This window comes from Marinobacter salinisoli (assembly GCF_017301335.1).
Taxonomy (GTDB): Bacteria; Pseudomonadota; Gammaproteobacteria; order Pseudomonadales; family Oleiphilaceae; genus Marinobacter; species Marinobacter salinisoli.
The window spans coordinates 2,141,573-2,159,409 of sequence record NZ_CP071247.1 but is presented as its reverse complement, the minus strand read 5'-3'; the positions used below and the strand labels follow the sequence as shown (position 1 = coordinate 2,159,409).

The 17,837-nt window shown below is 55.3% G+C and carries 13 protein-coding genes; 4 read left to right on the top strand and 9 right to left on the bottom strand.

The features are described 5' to 3' along the window. Positions 1-105: 105 nt before the first annotated feature. The 5 genes from LPB19_RS09810 to LPB19_RS09790 all read right to left on the bottom strand — a co-directional run bounded on the left by LPB19_RS09810 (position 106) and on the right by LPB19_RS09790 (position 5,586). Positions 106-723: an acyltransferase gene (locus tag LPB19_RS09810; RefSeq protein ID WP_206642742.1), complete on the bottom strand. Its 618-nt coding sequence runs from the start codon at positions 721-723 to the stop codon at positions 106-108. Continuing rightward, entirely contained in the window at positions 720-1,940 is a 1,221-nt protein-coding gene (locus LPB19_RS09805; protein ID WP_206642741.1) for a TIGR03087 family PEP-CTERM/XrtA system glycosyltransferase, read from the bottom strand. Before LPB19_RS09805 ends, LPB19_RS09810 begins: the two co-directional genes overlap by 4 nt. Continuing rightward, positions 1,937-3,043, bottom strand: a complete 1,107-nt coding sequence (locus LPB19_RS09800; RefSeq protein WP_206642740.1) for a GNAT family N-acetyltransferase — start codon at positions 3,041-3,043, stop codon at positions 1,937-1,939. The genes LPB19_RS09805 and LPB19_RS09800 overlap by 4 nt, the downstream gene beginning before the upstream one ends. A gap of 87 nt (positions 3,044-3,130) precedes the next feature. Beyond that, positions 3,131-4,015 (bottom strand): P-loop NTPase family protein, encoded by an 885-nt coding sequence (locus LPB19_RS09795; RefSeq protein ID WP_206642739.1) that lies wholly within the window; start codon positions 4,013-4,015, stop codon positions 3,131-3,133. Continuing rightward, positions 4,015-5,586: an XrtA system polysaccharide chain length determinant gene (locus tag LPB19_RS09790; RefSeq protein WP_206642738.1), complete on the bottom strand. Its 1,572-nt coding sequence runs from the start codon at positions 5,584-5,586 to the stop codon at positions 4,015-4,017. Before LPB19_RS09790 ends, LPB19_RS09795 begins: the two co-directional genes overlap by 1 nt. Positions 5,587-6,303: 717 nt before the next feature. Here LPB19_RS09790 and LPB19_RS09785 point away from each other — a divergent pair. Together LPB19_RS09785 and LPB19_RS09780 are read left to right on the top strand one after the other, a co-directional pair. Next, the gene (locus LPB19_RS09785; protein WP_206642737.1) at positions 6,304-7,335 is read left to right on the top strand and encodes an ExeA family protein; all 1,032 of its coding nucleotides are present in this window, start codon (positions 6,304-6,306) and stop codon (positions 7,333-7,335) included. A 152-nt stretch (positions 7,336-7,487) separates the two neighbouring features. Further along, positions 7,488-10,121: a tetratricopeptide repeat protein gene (locus LPB19_RS09780; protein ID WP_206642736.1), complete on the top strand. Its 2,634-nt coding sequence runs from the start codon at positions 7,488-7,490 to the stop codon at positions 10,119-10,121. Positions 10,122-10,256: 135 nt separating this feature from the next. Here the strand turns inward: LPB19_RS09780 and LPB19_RS09775 are convergent, their stop codons facing one another. The 3 genes from LPB19_RS09775 to LPB19_RS09765 all read right to left on the bottom strand — a co-directional run bounded on the left by LPB19_RS09775 (position 10,257) and on the right by LPB19_RS09765 (position 15,656). Next, positions 10,257-12,437, bottom strand: coding sequence for a malate synthase G (locus LPB19_RS09775; RefSeq protein WP_206642735.1), 2,181 nt, complete (start codon positions 12,435-12,437; stop codon positions 10,257-10,259). Between the two features lie 154 nt (positions 12,438-12,591). Then, a complete protein-coding gene (cysS, locus tag LPB19_RS09770; protein WP_206642734.1) occupies positions 12,592-13,980 on the bottom strand; it encodes a cysteine--tRNA ligase in 1,389 nt (462 codons plus the stop codon). Then, positions 13,977-15,656 (bottom strand): glutamine--tRNA ligase/YqeY domain fusion protein, encoded by a 1,680-nt coding sequence (locus LPB19_RS09765; RefSeq protein ID WP_206642733.1) that lies wholly within the window; start codon positions 15,654-15,656, stop codon positions 13,977-13,979. Before LPB19_RS09765 ends, cysS begins: the two co-directional genes overlap by 4 nt. Before the next feature lie 137 nt (positions 15,657-15,793). On the opposite strand from LPB19_RS09765, the gene LPB19_RS09760 reads away from it, so the two are divergent. Then, on the top strand, positions 15,794-16,303 hold the full coding sequence (locus LPB19_RS09760) for a peptidylprolyl isomerase (protein ID WP_206642732.1): 510 nt from the start codon (positions 15,794-15,796) through the stop codon (positions 16,301-16,303). Next, positions 16,300-17,028 (top strand): UDP-2,3-diacylglucosamine diphosphatase, encoded by a 729-nt coding sequence (gene lpxH / locus LPB19_RS09755; protein WP_206642731.1) that lies wholly within the window; start codon positions 16,300-16,302, stop codon positions 17,026-17,028. The genes LPB19_RS09760 and lpxH overlap by 4 nt, the downstream gene beginning before the upstream one ends. A 46-nt stretch (positions 17,029-17,074) precedes the next feature. Here lpxH and LPB19_RS09750 read toward each other — a convergent pair whose 3' ends face one another. Next, a complete protein-coding gene (locus LPB19_RS09750; RefSeq protein WP_206645757.1) occupies positions 17,075-17,785 on the bottom strand; it encodes an amino acid ABC transporter ATP-binding protein in 711 nt (236 codons plus the stop codon). Positions 17,786-17,837: the final 52 nt, after the last annotated feature.

Below are 17,837 nucleotides of genomic sequence, written 5' to 3'. Positions count from 1 at the left end.
CTGTCTTCACCGGTTTTCAACGTGAAACAAGAGGAACGCACGTCGTTCAGGGCTTTCTGTCGTCCGATTTATCTGTGCGCTTTGTCATAAACGAAAAGCCGCTTATCATGTCTCTGAACTCGTCGGTTCTCCGGCGTATCGCGACCGCACGACAACACCAGGATTACCTACCACGATTGAACCAGCCGGAATTTCATTCGTCACAACCGCGCCGGCACCGATGATACTGTCCCTGCCTATGCTCGCCATGATGATCGCCCCGTTGCCTACCCAGGAATTTTCCCCCAGCGATATCTGCTGATACTCGCCCCCCTGCAATCGCAGCGGTGTTTGGAGATCATCAAACCGATGCTGCCCTTTCCCACTCAGAACGTGCACACCGCTGCCGATGAGACAGTTAGTTTCGATGGTCGACAAACCGATGTTGCACTGAGGGCCAATGTAAACGCCGCTATATATTTCCGTACCGCGATGGGAAAAAACGCTACCAAAACCAATAACGCTGTCCGTCGCGCAGTGCTTCATGATGCACCGGTAGAACGCCACCCTCAGATAACTGCCGGATAGGCCCGGTATTAGGGAAAAAAGTTGCGAAAACCCTGAAAACAAATGGTCCTCACGACTAAACGGTTTTAACGCCCAGAAAAGCAATAGAAGCGGGCTAACGAAAAGCTGCGAGAGCCACGTTACTGCCCTCTTCGTAACTTCCCTGAGATCGGTCAAACGAAATCCCTTGTCTCCAGGGCGGCAGCCAGATCCGCAAGAATCCGCTCCCAGCTGTGATTACGCTCGATATACTTCGGGCTCCGCTCGGAAAAGCGTTTTGACAATTCCTCATCCTGCAGTAACAGTCGAATCGCCTCGGAAAACTCTTCATCGGTGTTAGCGACAAGAACTTCCTCGCCGGGCTTCGCATTGATGCCTTCAAGCCCAAGCTGGGTCGTAATAACCGGCAAGCCACAGGCAAGAGCCTGCAAAATTTTGTTTTGTACCCCCCGGGCAAACCGGAACGGAGACACGAACACATCGGCTTGCTGGTAATAGGGCACGATATCCTCGACGAAGCCGGTTACGACAATGCCCGGCTTCTTGCCTAACTCCTTAATTTTGGGCGATGGATCCATGCCCGCAACCACAAATTGGGCGTCCGGCCATTCCGCTTTTATGTCGTCCCAAATGGAATCGACGAACCATTGGACGGCGTCTTCATTTGGTTTGTAGTTCATTACGCCAGTAAACAGGAATACCGGTTTGTTGGGCCGGTCGGCACGGCGGCGCGGGAAGAAGAGATCGGTATCTATGCCGTTTCCCAACACCCTCAACCTGCTGCTCTCGGGCAGCTGTGCAGAAAACAGATCGATTTCGTTGGCCGAGACAAAAAAGCACTCGTCAAACACCTCGTAGCTTTGCTTTTCGATTTCGCTGACCAGTTTTGCTTCTCGTCCATATATAACACTCATTGGCGGGGCCGAACTCGCCTGGTACTGCTTCCATTTATCTGAATCCAGATCCATGAAGTCCATAAGCAACCGGGGGCGGGATTGCGGACCAGATTGCTGTAGCTCCGGATTACGGAATACGTAGGGAGCCATCGCAGAGCCCGTGCAGAGCACCGCATCAAAGCTTCCCGAACCGATCAGTTCATCAAATGCTTCTTGCAATTTCCTGCTGTAAAAGCACGAAGCAGTCAGTGCCTGATTCGTAGTGAATCCTCGAGCCAGCCGAAACCATTTGCTTTCAAGAGGAAACATTTGAACTTCTATTGGCAGTTTTTTTTCCAAGGCTGCGGCGTGCTCCAGTTCCTCCGCACACTCGTAGGGCGAGAGCACAACCACGTTGTGCCCGCGAGAGGCAAGATACTGAATCTGATGAAACGTCCGGATCTTTTCACCCTTGTTGGGGGGGAATGGGACCCGGTGCGACAGAATGATAATCTTCACGTTCGACACCATCCGTTTTTAATGGTCCGTACTGCACGCTCTACCCTGAATTTCACGCGGTTTCTTTGTAATTCCAGCTGAACCAATTGTTGATGTGGCTCAGCCAGCTGGACTTTGTAGCGATCCTGACCACCCATGAAATCGTAAAAATCTGCGCCCCGATCGGCGTAATCCTCTATGCACAGGCTATGGCCGAGCAATCCTGGCTTTAACTTGTTATCTTGCTCCGCCCGAATACCTGCCAGATAGAAATAAACGCGGTTCTGATAAACGAGGTTGTAGAACACTGCAATCACCTCGCCTCCGGCCTTCATTGACACAAGATCCGCACCCCCTTGCTGCCAATACTTCCGGATGTAGGCCTTGTGAAAGCGCAGGAATTCAGGGTTTGCAAAACCGCTCTCGCCGGGGCCACTGCCCCAGCGCAACAGGTGCAACGGTGCGATAGACTCGAAAACGGATTCTGCCTCGTCCACCGACGCCGGCCGCTCCAGAACCACCGGCCCCAACATTTCGTACCGTCGAAGCGAGCGACGAATCTGGTGACGGGTATTGCGTGACATCGTATCGAGGTAATTCCGGCCCGTGGATCGTAACGCCCGCAAATCAACCCCATAACACGGCACATCCCAGATAATATGGGGAGTCAGAGCAGATGCCCGGGTCAGCCTGTGCGCGTATTCGGTTTCTACCCCTCCAAACACGACCTCATCCCAGCCCGTCCGTGTTCGTTTCAGGTAGTCAATACCAGCCTTGGCAATCTCGGCCTCCAGGCCTTTTTCAGCCAGAAACCCGTTGTATTCAATCCAGATCTGATCCTCTGATGGACATCCTGTCTGGTGCAGACGAAGGCGGCGCGATCGCAGTATTCGGTGTCTGCGCTCCGCGGACTCCGTCAGCAACCCTAAACCCACCAGCTTGCCGCGGTTTTTTACTCTCAGCACAATGAGCTTCGGCTCATAAACCGACAACCAGGTGCCTATCCACTGCCACGACAAAAAAACCTTCGGCTGAGCAAGCGTTTCCAGGGATTGCCAATCGTCGGCGAGAAGCCCCTGATCTATATCGGCTTCTTCACAGTGAACTTCTAGAACCACAACCATAATTCCGGTTCGGGAAAACCATGGTTGACGCACAGCTTGGGAATAAGATGGTCATTTCCCACATATGCTGACCTGTTTTCCATAGGGTTATTCCTGAAAAACCAGCCCGGAGAATTTGTCAGACCCAAGTGCGCCTACCGAGTCAGTAATCACTTGTCCGGTGACTTCTCCGAATGGAACACCGAAAACAATCTGATCGGCAAAACGCTCCAGAATCCGAGCTTCCGCATTAGTACGAAACGGTGGCGCATTTAGCACAATGCAACGATCTGGATATCGATCTTTTAATTCAGCGATCAGGTCTCGCATGCGCACTGACGCAAACAGCTCAACCGCCGAAGATGCCTGAGTCCCAGCGGGTATAACGGACAGGCGCTCGACGCCACTGGGATAAATGATGGACTTGATGGCTTGCGATCGATCGGCAACAAAATCCGTTACGCCTGCATCCATCGGCACGGAGACCAGGTCCGTCAACTCATGATGATAAGGGTCGCAATCAACAAATAACGCCGAGGTGTGAGAATCCAGAGCGAAGGCAGTCGCAAGGTTAAAGGCTGTCAGAAGTCCACCGGGAGCGTTGCCCAGGCTACTGAACATCACCGTGAAATTGCCTTCCCCGGCCCGCTTACGGAGCTGAATACGAAGCTCGCGGTAGGCGTCCATCACTTCCTTGTCGGGCATACCAGAATAGATGATTTTCCGTTCGCGGAGTTGCTCGCGTGACCAGGGCTTCGGGTTGCGAATGAGCGCCAGAGAGACCGAGGGATCATAGATTTCCGGGGGGTGTGCGCGCTCTTGATCGCCCTTATCGACCCGCACCCAATTCGGTTTACCGTCCTCAGACGAAGAATAGTGACGCTCTTTGCGCGGCTCCTCTTTGACAACTGCGGGGCGCTCGCGGTCGTGACTGGACTGCCGCCGCTCATCCCGGCTTTTCAATAACGCATTATAAAGTTTGCTGTCGTCCATCAGTTGCCCCCGAATCCGGCGAATGCGCTCACTTGCTCCATAAACTGTTCAGGAGCCATACCCAGTACGCTAAAGAGCAGAACGGCAATGTACCCGGCCATGAATACACCGAGAAAGACCCATGTGAAGAGAACATCCTTGCGGAACAAACTGTCCTTCCAGGTACTGCGATAATGGGGAATCGTTGTCAAAACTGAAATGGACTCAGGCACAGCCAGTTGCAGCGCCCGGGGCGAGCGTACTCGTTGATCAAACATCACTAGCATTACCAGCAAGCCCAGCACAGCGGCGCTCCCCAGGAAGGGGCCCGCTATGCCAATTTCATAGAGCTGCAGACCATCCCAGGTCGTGGGGTAAGAAGCCGGCTCCTGGATCTTGTAACTGACGCCTTCACCCTGCACGTCCAGGGTCATTGATAACCGGGCCTTTTCCCGCCTTTGCAGCATGTCTTCATAAACTTCACGGGTGACATCGTAGTCCCGGGTGAGTTCTGCCAGTTCTGCCTCGTTCTCGGCAACTCGTTCTGAGCGCGCGTATTCTTCGTTAAGAAGACGCTCAAGCGAAGCCAGGCGGTTTTTCTGAACGGCCAACTGAGTGGTGCTGTCGGAGAGCTGAATTTTCAGGTTTTCGTAGACCGGGTTTTCCAGCACCTCGACAATGCTGCCCTCCCGATCCTCATCGGTTTGTGTGGAAATTCGTTTTTCCAGATCGGCAATCTGGGCCCGGATGTTGATCACATCCGGGTGGTATTCACTGTACTTTAGTAATGCCGAGTCCAATGCCTGACGCATCATTACCAACTGCTGCTCAGCGGCAGACTTCCCTGGGTCCACTGTGATGCGCAGCACCGGCTCTTCGTTGTTGAGCTGACGACGCGTAAGCTGAACTTCGGATTCTGTTTGCTGAATTTCCAGCTTGAGATTTTCAATATCATCACGAAGTTTTTCTATCCGCGACAGCACGCTACTTTCGGTACCGTCCTGATTGGCCGTTTTGAACTCTTTTAGTCGCTGCTCAGCGGCTTCCAGCTGGCGCTGATAGGATTTAACCTGAGAATCGATAAACTGAAATGCGCCCTGGCTTTCCGACCGCTTCTTTTGCACCGTGCGCTCCACAAAACGATCAAGCACAGCACTGAGAACTTCGAAAGATTTGTCGGGGCTATCACTGGTGTAGCTCAGTTCCAGGAAGTTCTGGTTTGACACCCGGATACGCACCTGATCACGCAGGTCGCTTATCTTTCTGTTTTGTGCAGCGTCGGTTTCTCCGCCATTGATTAGCCCGGTATCCATCGACACACGTTTCAAAAACGAACGGCTTTGAAGCATCTCTCTGGCTTCGTTTATCCGATCAATCTGAGTAACTTCGGCCTTGCCACGAAGCAGCGGCTGCAAAATATTGGATTGATCGGCGTAAAGAACGGCTTGAGAGGTATAGGTCTTCGGCGTTATGTAGCCGAGCGCCAGAACACTTGCAGTCACAACCATGAATATTATGGCGACAACAAATTTGTGCCGGTATAACTCAAGCTTTACAGCGCGGAGCGTATCGAGAATGAATTGAATGTCCATCTAGGTTCGTCCCTGAACAGTGACTTGCAGTGAATGCCGGTGCTGACAGTAAGACTGGTAAGCAAGCAGATGCCATTCACGCCGCGCAAGCCACAACAGCAAACCAGTTCGAATGCGTTTCAGGGGGGCGGTCCACACAGCGAACTTGCAGACGGGCACGACTTCGATAGCCAAAAAGCCGCGAGCAGCCACCGGGCAAACTGCCAAGGACAAGGAGCCACGGATGGGAGTGAGCGTGCCTGGCCCCTGGCGAGGACTGGTGACACCTTCGCTTTTGAACCCGCTGCACGACACACCAAACATCCTTGTCGTCATGTTCTTCCCCATGGCCTTTGCGCTAAATGAGCACTAAGCCAGCGTTCAGCCAACACCGAGCTGAAAGAGAAAAAAGTATTTTCCGCTTCTATTCTGATAGCAGACATCTTGCGCCCGGTCCAAACTAACCTCAAACACAATGTATACTTTTGTGACACCAATTACACTACTTTACGTACTTGCACTATTTTCGATACAGAAGCATTGTGTTTCTCTTTACAGTGAGTGAGACTCAAAGCATAGGAATCGCATGGGACAGGAAGGTCAATGTTGCGCCCGATTCCTACGGACACCAAGAGATGGCGTCACCGCCGACCGCTCCGGCTACCAATAGCAGGGCCTGTTGGGCGCGCAGCCACAACGTGAGCTCATAGGCGTAAAGCTCCGTCGAAGGAAATGACGATGTACTTGGAATTCTTCGGCCTGCACAGGCACCCCTTCCGAATAACGCCGGAAGATGACTTCATCTACATGAGCCGGCAACACTCCCGGGCTTATGTGTACATGTCCTCGGCGATCTGGACGTCGGAGGGCTTTGTGGTTATCAGTGGCGAAATTGGTTCCGGAAAGACCACGCTGCTAAAGAAAACCATTCGCAGTCTCGAAGCTGATCTCCAACTCCTCAACATTTCTTATACCAACCTGGAATCCAAGGATCTGTTTAGCCTGATTCTGAGAAAGGCTGGCGTAAAGGTCGAAGACGACAGCAAGGTGGCCATGCTGTTCCAGATTACCGAATATCTTGAACGGATGGCTGCTGCGGGCACCCCGGTTGTCCTGGCGATTGATGAAGCGCAAAACCTGACTCGGGAAAACCTGGAAGATGTCCGCATGCTGACCGCGATGGATAACATGGGCGGTCCTGCGATGCGTGTCATTCTGCTTGGTCAGCCAGAACTCAAACAGGCTGTCACCGCTATTCCCCAGCTTGCCCAGCGAGTCAAACTGTTCTTTCACCTCCAAGGGTTAACGCTGACAGAGACTGCCGAGTACATCGACTACCGCCTGCTCGTCTCCGGGCACGGTGGCAATAAGTTGTTTGATGAAGACACCGTGCGCGAGATTCACAAACTCAGCCATGGCATCCCACGCCTCATCAACAAGCTCTGTGATGGCATGATGATGTGCGCCTATGCCGAGGACCGACCCTTCATAGATCCTCATGACTTGGAAGGTATCCGCAAGGATCTGCTTGGAGAGGAAGATCTCTTAGAAGTGCCTCCCGTGCTCATTGCAGACCAGGAAAAAGCCGCCAGTACATCGCTATGGAGCCCCGAAAAGCCTCACTACGATATGGCCAAGGCGCTGTCACGCATCGCCGATGCCTTGGAAAGAATTGATTCCAGACTGGAAAAAGCATTTCCAGAAGAAGCACCCGAGCGCAGCGACGCCGAGGTACCCCGTGAGAACGTAAAGCCGCTGGGCAAACGCTGATCACGCAAGCTCAATCGCCTGGCAGGACGCTCATTTGGAAACCCATCCGGACAGAAAACAGTTACACGGGCGTCAATATGCCAACAAAAACCCAGAACCAGAGGCCAAAAAGCCAGATAATCTCAGAAGATGCAGTCCAAGGAGTAGGATAAATGAAAACAAAAAACAGGTCCTTCAACTTGCTACCAAGGATCATCCTGTTTGGCAGTCTGCTATTGACTGTACTGCACCTTACTGGGTGTAAAGACCAGGTTACGACATCGGATGCCAGCTCTCACATAACACGGGCGGAAACCTACGCAAAACAGGGACAGTACCGCTCTGCGTTTATTGAAGTGAGAAACGCTATCCAGGCAGAGCCGGACAATGTTGACCACGTCACCCGACTTGCAAGCCTGTATCTTGATGTCGGAGCAGCGAAAGAAGCGGCGGACCTGCTTGAGCCATGGCTTGAAGACCATTCAGAGGCGGTTGCCCTGATCCTTGCTCGCGCCTACGTGCAGCAGGGAAAGCATTTATCAGCAACCGAGACGCTGGCCAAGCAAACACCGACGTCAGGAACCGAACAACTCGATGCGTCTCTCATTCGCGCCGAAGCGCGCCGCCAGTCGGGCGAATTCGCAGAAGCCCTGGCGATGTTCGAACAGATAGCCGAGAGCCACCCGTCCAACGTTGAAGCCATCGAAGGCCAGCTTAAAACCCAGCTAGGCCTCGAACAGCCGGCAGAAGCAACCCGTACTGCCGACGGCTGGCTTGAATCCAATGAAGCTGCGCCGGAAGTCCTCTACTGGAAAGGTATCGCCCAATACCAACAAGGCGAGCTTGAGCAGGCAGCGGCGACCCTGACCGATGCGGTAACTGTCGTTCCGACTTCCGACTTATTGCTCCCCATTCGCAGAAGTATCCTGACAGCTCTCTCGCAGGTTTTAACCGCTCAGGGACGAACCACAGAAGCTCAGATCTACAATCGCATTCTTGCCGAGAACACCGATACCGAATCAAAACAACAATTCGAGGCGGCCATGTCTGCCCTCAAAGAAGGGGAAATTGAAACGGCCAAGGGCAAATTGCGAGACTTGCTGGCTGCGAGCCCGGACAACGAACAGGTCGCACTGATGCTTGGCGCATTGAGCGCAAGCACTGGAGAGCTTGACGAAGGCGTGCAACTTTTGACAGCGAATCTGGACCCTGAAACAGCTTCTGCCCCCCTGCTCAGAGCGGCCACGATTGCTCAGGTAGACGCAGGGGAACGCGAAGCGGCCCTGAAAAACCTGGAGCGATCCATCGAAGCGCGCCCCAAAGCCCCGGAACTCCTGGCAATGCATGGCATTCTGGCCCTGAACGTGCCCGGCCAGGAGGAAGCAGGTGTCGAAAGCCTGAACAAAGCCATCGATATCGACCCGACCAATACCCGCCTGCACCTTGCTCTGGCCCGGCACTTTCGCCAGAACGCCCAAAAGGACCAGGCCCTGAGTCACCTGCGCACAGCCTTTACCAAGGCCCCGGACGACTGGCTTACCACCGCCTATTACCTGGACTCTCTGGTAGAAGCTGAAGCCCGCCCCGAGGCAGAAGAAATCCGCGACTCTTTGCTCAACGGCTATCCCAACGATCGCCAAGCGGTGCTGCTTGCTAGCATGACGGACGCGCGCCTCGATAATCACGCTATAGCCAGTGAGCGGCTGGAGGCCTTGGTAGAAAACAATCCAGACTGGCAACCGGGGCTACGAGCCCTGGGTAGCACCTATCTGAATAACGGCGAACGCGAGAAAGCGCTGAAAACCATGATCGAGGTTGCCCGCTTGAATCCGGACGATGTCACGCCGTTGATGCAAGCCGCGAGTCTCTATGCCCGGGATCACTCGACAGCCGAGGTGCAGGACTGGCTGGCGAAGGTAGGCCAACAGCATAGCGAGCTGGAACCCCTGGCCACTGGGCTCGCCGCGCAGGTTAATATTCGCGAGGGCAATCTGGACGTTGCGGCCAGGCAACTCGAAAGCCAACCCGATAGCCATGCGTTCATTCGGGACGTAACCGCCAACCTGTTAGCCGCCGAAACCAGGCGGGCATTAATGGCAAAGGACTTCGAGACAGCCCATCAAAAGATTACTGAGGCCCTCGCCCTCCAGCCTGAAAACCTCAACCTGGCCCTGATCCCGGTCCGCATCGCCGAACTGGAAAAAGGCAACCAGCATGCGCTGGATACCCTGGATGAAGTAGAGGACACATTCGGCGAACAGAGCATCACCGTACGCGCACGGGCCGGTTTATTGCTCAGAAGTGAACGTCCGGATGAGGCTATCGAGCTACTGTCATCCTATTACGACAAAACCAAGGATATTCCGACGCTGTCTTATCTTGTAAGTGTTGGTCAGGCAACCGGATCAGACAGAACCGATGAATGGACCGAAGAATGGGTCTCGAAGGCGCCAGATAGCCCGGCCGCCCATCTGAAGCGGGGTGATATCCTTCTGCAGCACGGCAACGAGGCCGAGGCGGAGACCCACTACGAAAAAGTCCTGGAACTACGAGCCGGCAATGTTACCGCCCTGAACAATCTTGCATGGCTATTACGTGAGCGCGACCGCAAACGAGCCCTGGAGCTGGCGGGAAAAGCGGTCGAACTGGCCCCCCAGAGCGCTGCGATTCTGGACACCTACGGCTGGATACTTCATCTGGATGGACAGCACCAGGCCGCTGCCGAACAGCTGGAAAAAGCGGTTATGCTGGATCCCGAACAGGAAGAGATTGCTGAGCACCTGGAACAAGTACGAAAAGTTCTCTGAGGCCCAGCATACTCTCTGAGCTGGCGATTAAGCGCCGAAGCGGGGCCTACAACCAGCCACGCAGACAAAAAAGGCCGGTGGAAAATTCCACCGGCCTTTTTTCAGCCCTGTCCAGGTGTCGCGACAGGCTTAACTTTAACCGCCGAACTTGGCCTTCGCCTTCAGGCGGTAGGCATGGAGCAGCGGCTCCGTGTAGCCGTTGGGCTGCGCACGACCCTTAAGAACCAGATCCATCGCGGCCTGGAAGGCAACGCTGTCATCGAAGTTCGGGGCCATGTTGCGGTAGGCAGGATCGCCGGCATTCTGCTGATCAACCACAGCCGCCATACGCTTCATGGTTTCTTCGATCTGCGCTTCGGAGCAGATACCGTGGTACAGCCAGTTGGTCAGCAGCTGGGAAGAGATACGCAGGGTCGCGCGGTCTTCCATCAGGCCAACGTTGTTGATGTCCGGCACCTTGGAACAGCCCACGCCCTGGTCTACCCAGCGAACCACGTAGCCCAGAATACCCTGTGCGTTGTTGTCCAGCTCCTGCTGAATATCTTCGGCACTCAGGGCGCTCGGGTCTTCCATCACAGGCACGGTCAGGATGTCATCGAGACTTGCGCGCGCGCGGCTTTCAAACTCTTTCTGCACGTCAGCCACATTCACCTGGTGGTAATGGGTGGCATGCAGGGTGGCCGCAGTCGGGGACGGAACCCACGCGGTGTTGGCACCCGACTTCGGATGGCCAATTTTGGCTTCGAGCATGCCGGCCATCAGATCCGGCATCGCCCACATACCTTTACCAATCTGGGCAACGCCACGGAAACCGGTTTCCAGACCGATATCCACGTTCCACTGCTCGTAGGCATTGATCCACGCAGCTTGCTTCATTTCTCCCTTGCGAATGAACGGCCCCAGCTCCATGGAGGTATGCATTTCATCGCCGGTACGATCCAGGAAGCCGGTGTTGATGAACACGGCGCGTTCCTTGGCGGCATGGATGCAGGCTTTCAGGTTAACCGTGGTGCGACGCTCTTCGTCCATGATACCCACTTTCAGGGTAAAGCGCGGCAGACCCAGAGCGTCCTCGACGCGTCCGAAGAACTCATTGGTGAAAGCGACTTCTTCAGGGCCATGCTGTTTGGGCTTAACGATGTAGACAGAACCCTTGGTGCTGTTCTGGAACTTGCTGTCGCCCTTCAGATCGTGAATGGCGATCAGTGAGGTGATCAGGCCGTCCAGCAGACCTTCAGGTACCTCAGCGCCATCTTCCAGCAGGATAGCCGGATTGGTCATCAGGTGGCCGACATTACGGATGAACATCAGGCTGCGACCTTTCAGGGTCAGCTCGCTACCGTCAGCACCCGTGTAGGAGCGGTCAGCATTCATCTTCCGGGTCAACTGCTTGCCACCCTTTTCGAAGGTTTCCTGCAGATCGCCCTTCATGAGGCCCAGCCAGTTGCGGTAGGCCAGCGCCTTATCATCGGCATCAACTGCAGCAACGGAATCCTCGCAATCCATGATGGTGGTCAGCGCGGACTCCATCAAGACGTCCTTGACGTTGGCTCCGTCATCTTTACCGATTGGATGGCTGGCATCGATCTGAATTTCAAAGTGCATGCCGTTCTTAACCAGCAGAACGCCGGTGGGCGCATCCGCAGCACCGGTGTAACCCACAAAGCCCGACTCATCCTTCAGACCAGTTGTTTCGCCGTTCTGCAGCTTAACAACCAGCTTGCCACCATCAACGGAGTACTTGGCGGCGTCTTTATGACTGCCCGAGGCCAGCGGCGCAGAGCTATCCAGCAGGTTGCGCGCCCACTCAATAACCTTGGCACCGCGAACCGGATTGTAACCGGCACCCTTGTCGGCACCACCTTCTTCTGAAATCGCATCAGTGCCGTACAAGGCGTCGTAAAGGCTGCCCCAGCGAGCGTTCGCTGCGTTCAGCGCGAAACGGGCGTTCATGATAGGCACAACCAGCTGCGGACCGGCCAGAGTGCCCACTTCCGGATCCACATTGGAGGTGGAGATCTTGAAGTCGGCCGGCTCTTCCACCAGATAGCCGATGTCTTTCAGGAACGACTTGTACTCGGCCATATCGAGCTTCTGGCCTTTGTGGTCACGGTTCCAGCTGTCCAGTTTTTCCTGAATCGCGTCACGCTTCGCCAGCAGCTCCCGGTTGCGCGGAGCAAGTTCGTTCACAATCTTGTCGAACTCGGCCCAGAATTTGTCCGCATCGACACCGGTTCCCGGAATCGCTTCGTTATTCACGAAATCATACAGATTCTTCGCGACCTGAATGCCGCCGATTTGTACGCGTTCTGTCATCGTTGTCTGCCTCAATGGGTTACGTTTTCCGACCACCGCTGGTTGCCAAGGGGGTCTTCCAGTTCTAATTTGAGGGCCGCATTGTAAGGGAAAATGCCTACCAGGTCATGTCCACAGGTTCAATGCAGCTGTACGAGCCCTGGCGCGGGGGCAACTAGCCCCGACGCCAGGTGGTTCCTTCTCGGGAGTCATCCAGAATGATGCCGTTGTCCGCCAGCTCATCGCGAATGCGGTCCGCCTCTGCGAAGTTCTTCCCCTTACGGGCGTCATTCCGCGCCTGAATCATTTGTTCAATGTCATCAGCACTGAGTTCACCGCCAGTATCGGCCTGAAAAAACGCTTCGGGATCCTGCTGAAGCAGTCCCAGGATCGCTCCAAGGCGCACCAGCACGGCGGCGCTGACCTTCGCCTCATCCTCCCGCCCTTCACGACGGTGCTGGTTGATATCGTTCGCTACCGCATGGAGTACGGAAATCGCGCCCGCTGTGTTGAAGTCATCATCCATCATTTCAATGAAGCGGCGGTCGTGCTCAGTTTCCGGGACCTCGTTTTCTTTGGCCGGCATCACGCCACGCAGCGCCAGGTAAAGCTTGGTCAGCGTCCGCCCTGCCTCAGCAAGGTTTTCCTCGGAGTAGTCCACCTGACTCCGGTAGTGACTGGACACCAGGAAATAGCGAACCACTTCGGCCGGATAACTCTCCAGGATCTCGCGAATGGTGAAGAAATTGCCCAGGGATTTGGACATTTTTTCTTTATTCACTCGAATGGCGCCGGCGTGCATCCAGGCCCGGGCAAACTCATGACCGGTGGCGCATTCTGACTGTGCGATCTCGTTTTCGTGGTGGGGAAACAGCAGATCCGGACCACCACCGTGGATATCAAAGGTATCCCCCAGGCAGCAGGTGGACATGGCGGAGCACTCAATGTGCCAGCCAGGCCGCCCTTCGCCCCAGGGCGAGGGCCAGCTCACCTCGCCTTCCCCGGCCGCCTTCCAGAGCGCAAAATCCGCCGGGCTGCGCTTGGTCTCGCGCACATCAATACGGGCGCCGGCGACCAGATCTTCCAGCTTCTTCTTGCTCAGCTTGCCGTAATCCTCAAACGAATCCACGGCAAAATAAACATCACCGTTGTCCGCCGCGTAGGCGTGTCCGCTGGCCACGAGCTTATGGATCATGGCGATGATTTCATCAATGTAGGCGGTCGCCCTCGGTTCTTCGGAGGGCGAGAGCACGCCCAACCGGGCCTCGTCCTCGTGCATGGCTGCGATCATCCGATCAGTCAGATCGGTAAAAACCTCGCCATTTTCGTCGGCACGACGCAGGATCTTGTCATCAATATCGGTGATATTGCGCACGTAGTGCACATCGTAGCCCCGGTGGCGCAGATAACGGGTGATCACGTCGAACGCCACCAGCACCCGGGCGTGGCCCAGGTGGCAGTAGTCGTAGACCGTCATGCCACACACATACATGCGCACCTTGCCGGGCTCGATGGGCTGGAACTCTTCCTTCTGCTGCGTGAGCGTATTGTAGATGCGAATCACTTGCCCCCCTTACCCCAGGAATCGCGCAAAGTAACGGTGCGGTTAAACACCGGGTGCCCGGAACTGGCCGTGAGCGCCTGGTCGCAAAAGAAATAGCCCTCACGCTCGAACTGGTAAGGGATGTCGGTGCGCGGCTCTGCCAGTCCTTTCTCGACGCGAGCACCCTTGAGCACAACCAGGGACTCGGGATTCAGGTGATCGACGAAGTTACCCTCTTTGTCGCTGTCCGGGGATTCGTGGTTGAACAGGCGATCGTACAGATTGATGTCTGCCTCGACACTGTCGGTAGCCGATACCCAGTGAATTACCCCGTTGGGCTTGTAGCCTTCCGGATTAACACCGAGGGTGTTGGGATCGTATTCGCACTTGAGTTCAACAATGTCGCCACGTTCATCACGGATGATTTCACGACAGGTCATCACGTAACCACCGCGCAGACGCACCGCCTGATCCGGAGCCAGGCGCTTCCACTTGCGCGGCGCTTCCTCGACGAAATCTTCGCGGTCGATGTACAGCGTCTGGCTCCAGGTCACTTCCCGCTCACCCATTTCCGGGTTCTGGGGATGAACCGGAAGCACCAGCGTTTCGCTCTTGTCCGCCGGATAATTGGTCAGCGTCACCTTCAATGGGCGCATCACGCACATAGCCCGGGGTGCGCGAACATTGAGGTCTTCGCGAATCGCATACTCCAGCATGCCCACATCGACGGTACCGCCGGCCTTGTTCACGCCCACCATATCGCAGAAGGTGCGGATGGATTCGGGCGTGTAACCGCGGTGACGCATTCCGGAAATGGTCGGCATCCGGGGATCGTTCCAGCCATCCACATGACCTTCATCCACCAGCCGCTTGAGTTTGCGCTTGCTGGTGATGGTGTAATTCAGGTTCAGGCGCGCAAATTCGATCTGACGCGGCTGGCACGGCACGGACACGTTTTCCAGAACCCAATCGTACAAGGGCCGATGGTCCTCGAACTCCAGAGTACACAGGGAATGGGTGATTCCCTCCATGGCATCCGAGATCGGGTGGGTGAAGTCGTACATCGGGTAGATACACCACTTGTCGCCCGTCTGGTGATGGTCCGCGTAACGGATGCGATACAGGATCGGATCACGCAGGTTGATGTTAGGGGACGCCATATCGATCTTGGCCCGCAAGACCAGTTCGCCGTTCTGGTATTTGCCCGCCCGCATGTCGCGGAACAGCTGCAGGCTTTCCTCCACCGGGCGATCCCGGTGCGGGCTGTTGCGGCCGGGCTCTTTCAGGGAGCCGCGATACGCAGCCATCTCATCGGCGGTCAGGGCGCAAACGTAGGCCTTGTCCTTTTCGATGAGTTCCTCCGCGAAGTTGTAGAGGACGTCAAAGTAATCCGAGGCAAAGCGAATATCACCGGCCCACTCGTAACCCAGCCATTCAACATCCTTCTTGATGGAGTCAATGTATTCCTGGCTCTCTTTCTCGGGGTTGGTGTCGTCGAACCTCAGGTTGCATTCGCCGTCGAACGTGTCCGCAATCCCAAAGTTCAGACAAATGGACTTGGCGTGACCAATATGCAGATATCCATTTGGCTCCGGTGGAAAACGGGTAACGACCTTTCCGGTGTGCTCGCCCTTGGCGATGGCGTCTTCGATCAGGCTCTGAATAAAGTTATGGGCTTTCTTCGATTCGGCGCTCATACGGTCTCTGTTAAACGAAGGTGGATCAGAAACCGGCTATTATACTCACAAATCCCGGCCGGACTCATGCATCGCCGAAAACTCTTAAGTACAATAGGCGCCTCAACTCACACCCCCCTTCTGGACAGGTACTCCTGATGATTCTGCTGCAAACCAATCTCGGTAACATCAAGCTTGAGCTCAATTACGACAAGGCACCGGAAACCGCAAAGAATTTCGAACAGTATGTCCGCGACGGTTTTTACGACGGCCTTATTTTTCATCGTGTAATCAGTAACTTCATGGTCCAGGGTGGCGGCTTTGAGCCGGGCATGCAGCCCCGGAAGACCCGCGATCCCATTCAGAACGAAGCCGATAACGGCCTGAGCAACATGCAGGGCACCATTGCCATGGCCCGCACTATGGACCCCCATTCGGCCACCGCTCAGTTCTTCATCAACGTTGAAAACAACGGCTTTCTGGACCATACCGCCAAGAACATGGAAGGCTGGGGTTACTGTGTGTTCGGCAAGGTCGTCGACGGCATGGACACCGTGAACAAGATTCGTGCGGTACCAACCACCATGCGTGCAGGCCATCAGGACGTTCCCCACGACGACGTCGTGATTGAGAAAGCGGAAGTCCTGGAGGACGGAGGCGCGGCGTGACTACGCTGTTCATCTCTGATCTGCATCTGGAGGAGTCCCGCCCGGACATCACCGATGCCTTCCTGGCATTCCTCAAAGACAGAACCTTCGGCATTGACCGGCTGTTTATCCTCGGCGATTTCTTCGAGGCCTGGATTGGTGACGACGAACGCACCCCGCTTCAGGAGCTGGTGGCCGGTGCGCTGCGTGAGGTTGGCGAGAGTGGCACCGAGATCTTCCTGATGCATGGCAACCGGGACTTTCTGATAGGCGAGGATTTCTGCAAGCGGGCCAGCGCCACTCTGCTGGATGATCCAACAGTCGTTGACCTGTATGGCACTCCGACCCTGCTGATGCACGGTGACAGCCTGTGTACCGCAGACGTCGAGTACCAGAAGTTCCGCGCCAACATGCGCAACCCGCAGTATCAGAAAATGATTCTGCAACGACCCCTGAAAGACCGGCAAACCATGGCCCGGCAGCTCCGCGAAATCAGCATGGCGAAGAATCAGGGCAAAGAGGAAAGCATTATGGACGTGACGCCGGAAGAGGTGGTTCGGGAGATGGAAGCGCACAAAGTTCAGCGCCTGATCCACGGTCACACCCACCGGCCGGCGATTCATGACCTGGAAGCAAATGGCGAGGCCGCCAGAAGGATCGTGCTGGGCGACTGGCACAGCCACGCTTGGTGGCTCACTGCTGAGGCCGGCAAAGAGCCGGTTCTGGACAGCTACCCATTGCCGTAGCGCACCCTGAAACGCAAAAGGCCGGGCAAATGCCCGGCCTTTTTATTCAGTGCTGCAGTATTTGCTGCAGGAACTTCTGGGTTCGCGGTTCCTGCGGATTGTTGAAGAACTCCTGCGGTGGAGCCTCTTCCACAATCTCTCCCGCATCCATAAAGATCACGCGGTCGGCCACGGTCTTGGCAAAGCCCATTTCGTGGGTCACACACAGCATGGTCATACCACTACCAGCCAGTTCGACCATGACATCCAGCACTTCCTTGATCATTTCAGGGTCGAGAGCCGAAGTCGGCTCATCAAACAGCATGATCTTCGGTTTCATACACAGCGCGCGCGCAATGGCCACACGCTGCTGCTGACCACCGGAGAGCTGGCCGGGGAACTTGTGCGCCTGGTCCGGAATTTTCACCCGCTCCAGATACTCCATTGCTGTCGCTTCAGCTTCCTTGCGCGGAACCTTGCGCACCCAGATGGGTGACAGACAGCAGTTCTCCAGCACAGTCAGATGCGGGAACAGGTTAAAGTGCTGGAACACCATACCCACTTCACGGCGCACGGTGTCGATGTGACGAACGTCGTCGGTCAGTTCGACATTATCAACGATGATCTTGCCTTGCTGGTGTTCTTCCAGCCGGTTGATACAGCGGATGAAGGTGGACTTACCCGAGCCAGAAGGGCCACAGATAACGATACGTTCGCCCTGCTTTACGTTGAGATTCAGATCCCTCAGTACGTGGAAATCCCCGTACCACTTGTGCATGCCCTCAACCCGGATGATTGCCGGATTCTGACCTTTGTCGTCCTGAGAAGAA

Coding starts and splice junctions, on each gene's coding strand:
- LPB19_RS09765 (WP_206642733.1), bottom strand. CDS start 15,656: ATGAGCGCCGAATCGAAGAAAGCCCATAACTTTATTCAGAGCCTGATC.
- LPB19_RS09780 (WP_206642736.1), top strand. CDS start 7,488: ATGAAAACAAAAAACAGGTCCTTCAACTTGCTACCAAGGATCATCCTG.
- LPB19_RS09750 (WP_206645757.1), bottom strand. CDS start 17,785: ATGCACAAGTGGTACGGGGATTTCCACGTACTGAGGGATCTGAATCTC.
- LPB19_RS09795 (WP_206642739.1), bottom strand. CDS start 4,015: ATGGACGACAGCAAACTTTATAATGCGTTATTGAAAAGCCGGGATGAG.
- LPB19_RS09775 (WP_206642735.1), bottom strand. CDS start 12,437: ATGACAGAACGCGTACAAATCGGCGGCATTCAGGTCGCGAAGAATCTG.
- LPB19_RS09760 (WP_206642732.1), top strand. CDS start 15,794: ATGATTCTGCTGCAAACCAATCTCGGTAACATCAAGCTTGAGCTCAAT.
- LPB19_RS09800 (WP_206642740.1), bottom strand. CDS start 3,043: ATGGTTGTGGTTCTAGAAGTTCACTGTGAAGAAGCCGATATAGATCAG.
- LPB19_RS09785 (WP_206642737.1), top strand. CDS start 6,304: ATGTACTTGGAATTCTTCGGCCTGCACAGGCACCCCTTCCGAATAACG.
- LPB19_RS09790 (WP_206642738.1), bottom strand. CDS start 5,586: ATGGACATTCAATTCATTCTCGATACGCTCCGCGCTGTAAAGCTTGAG.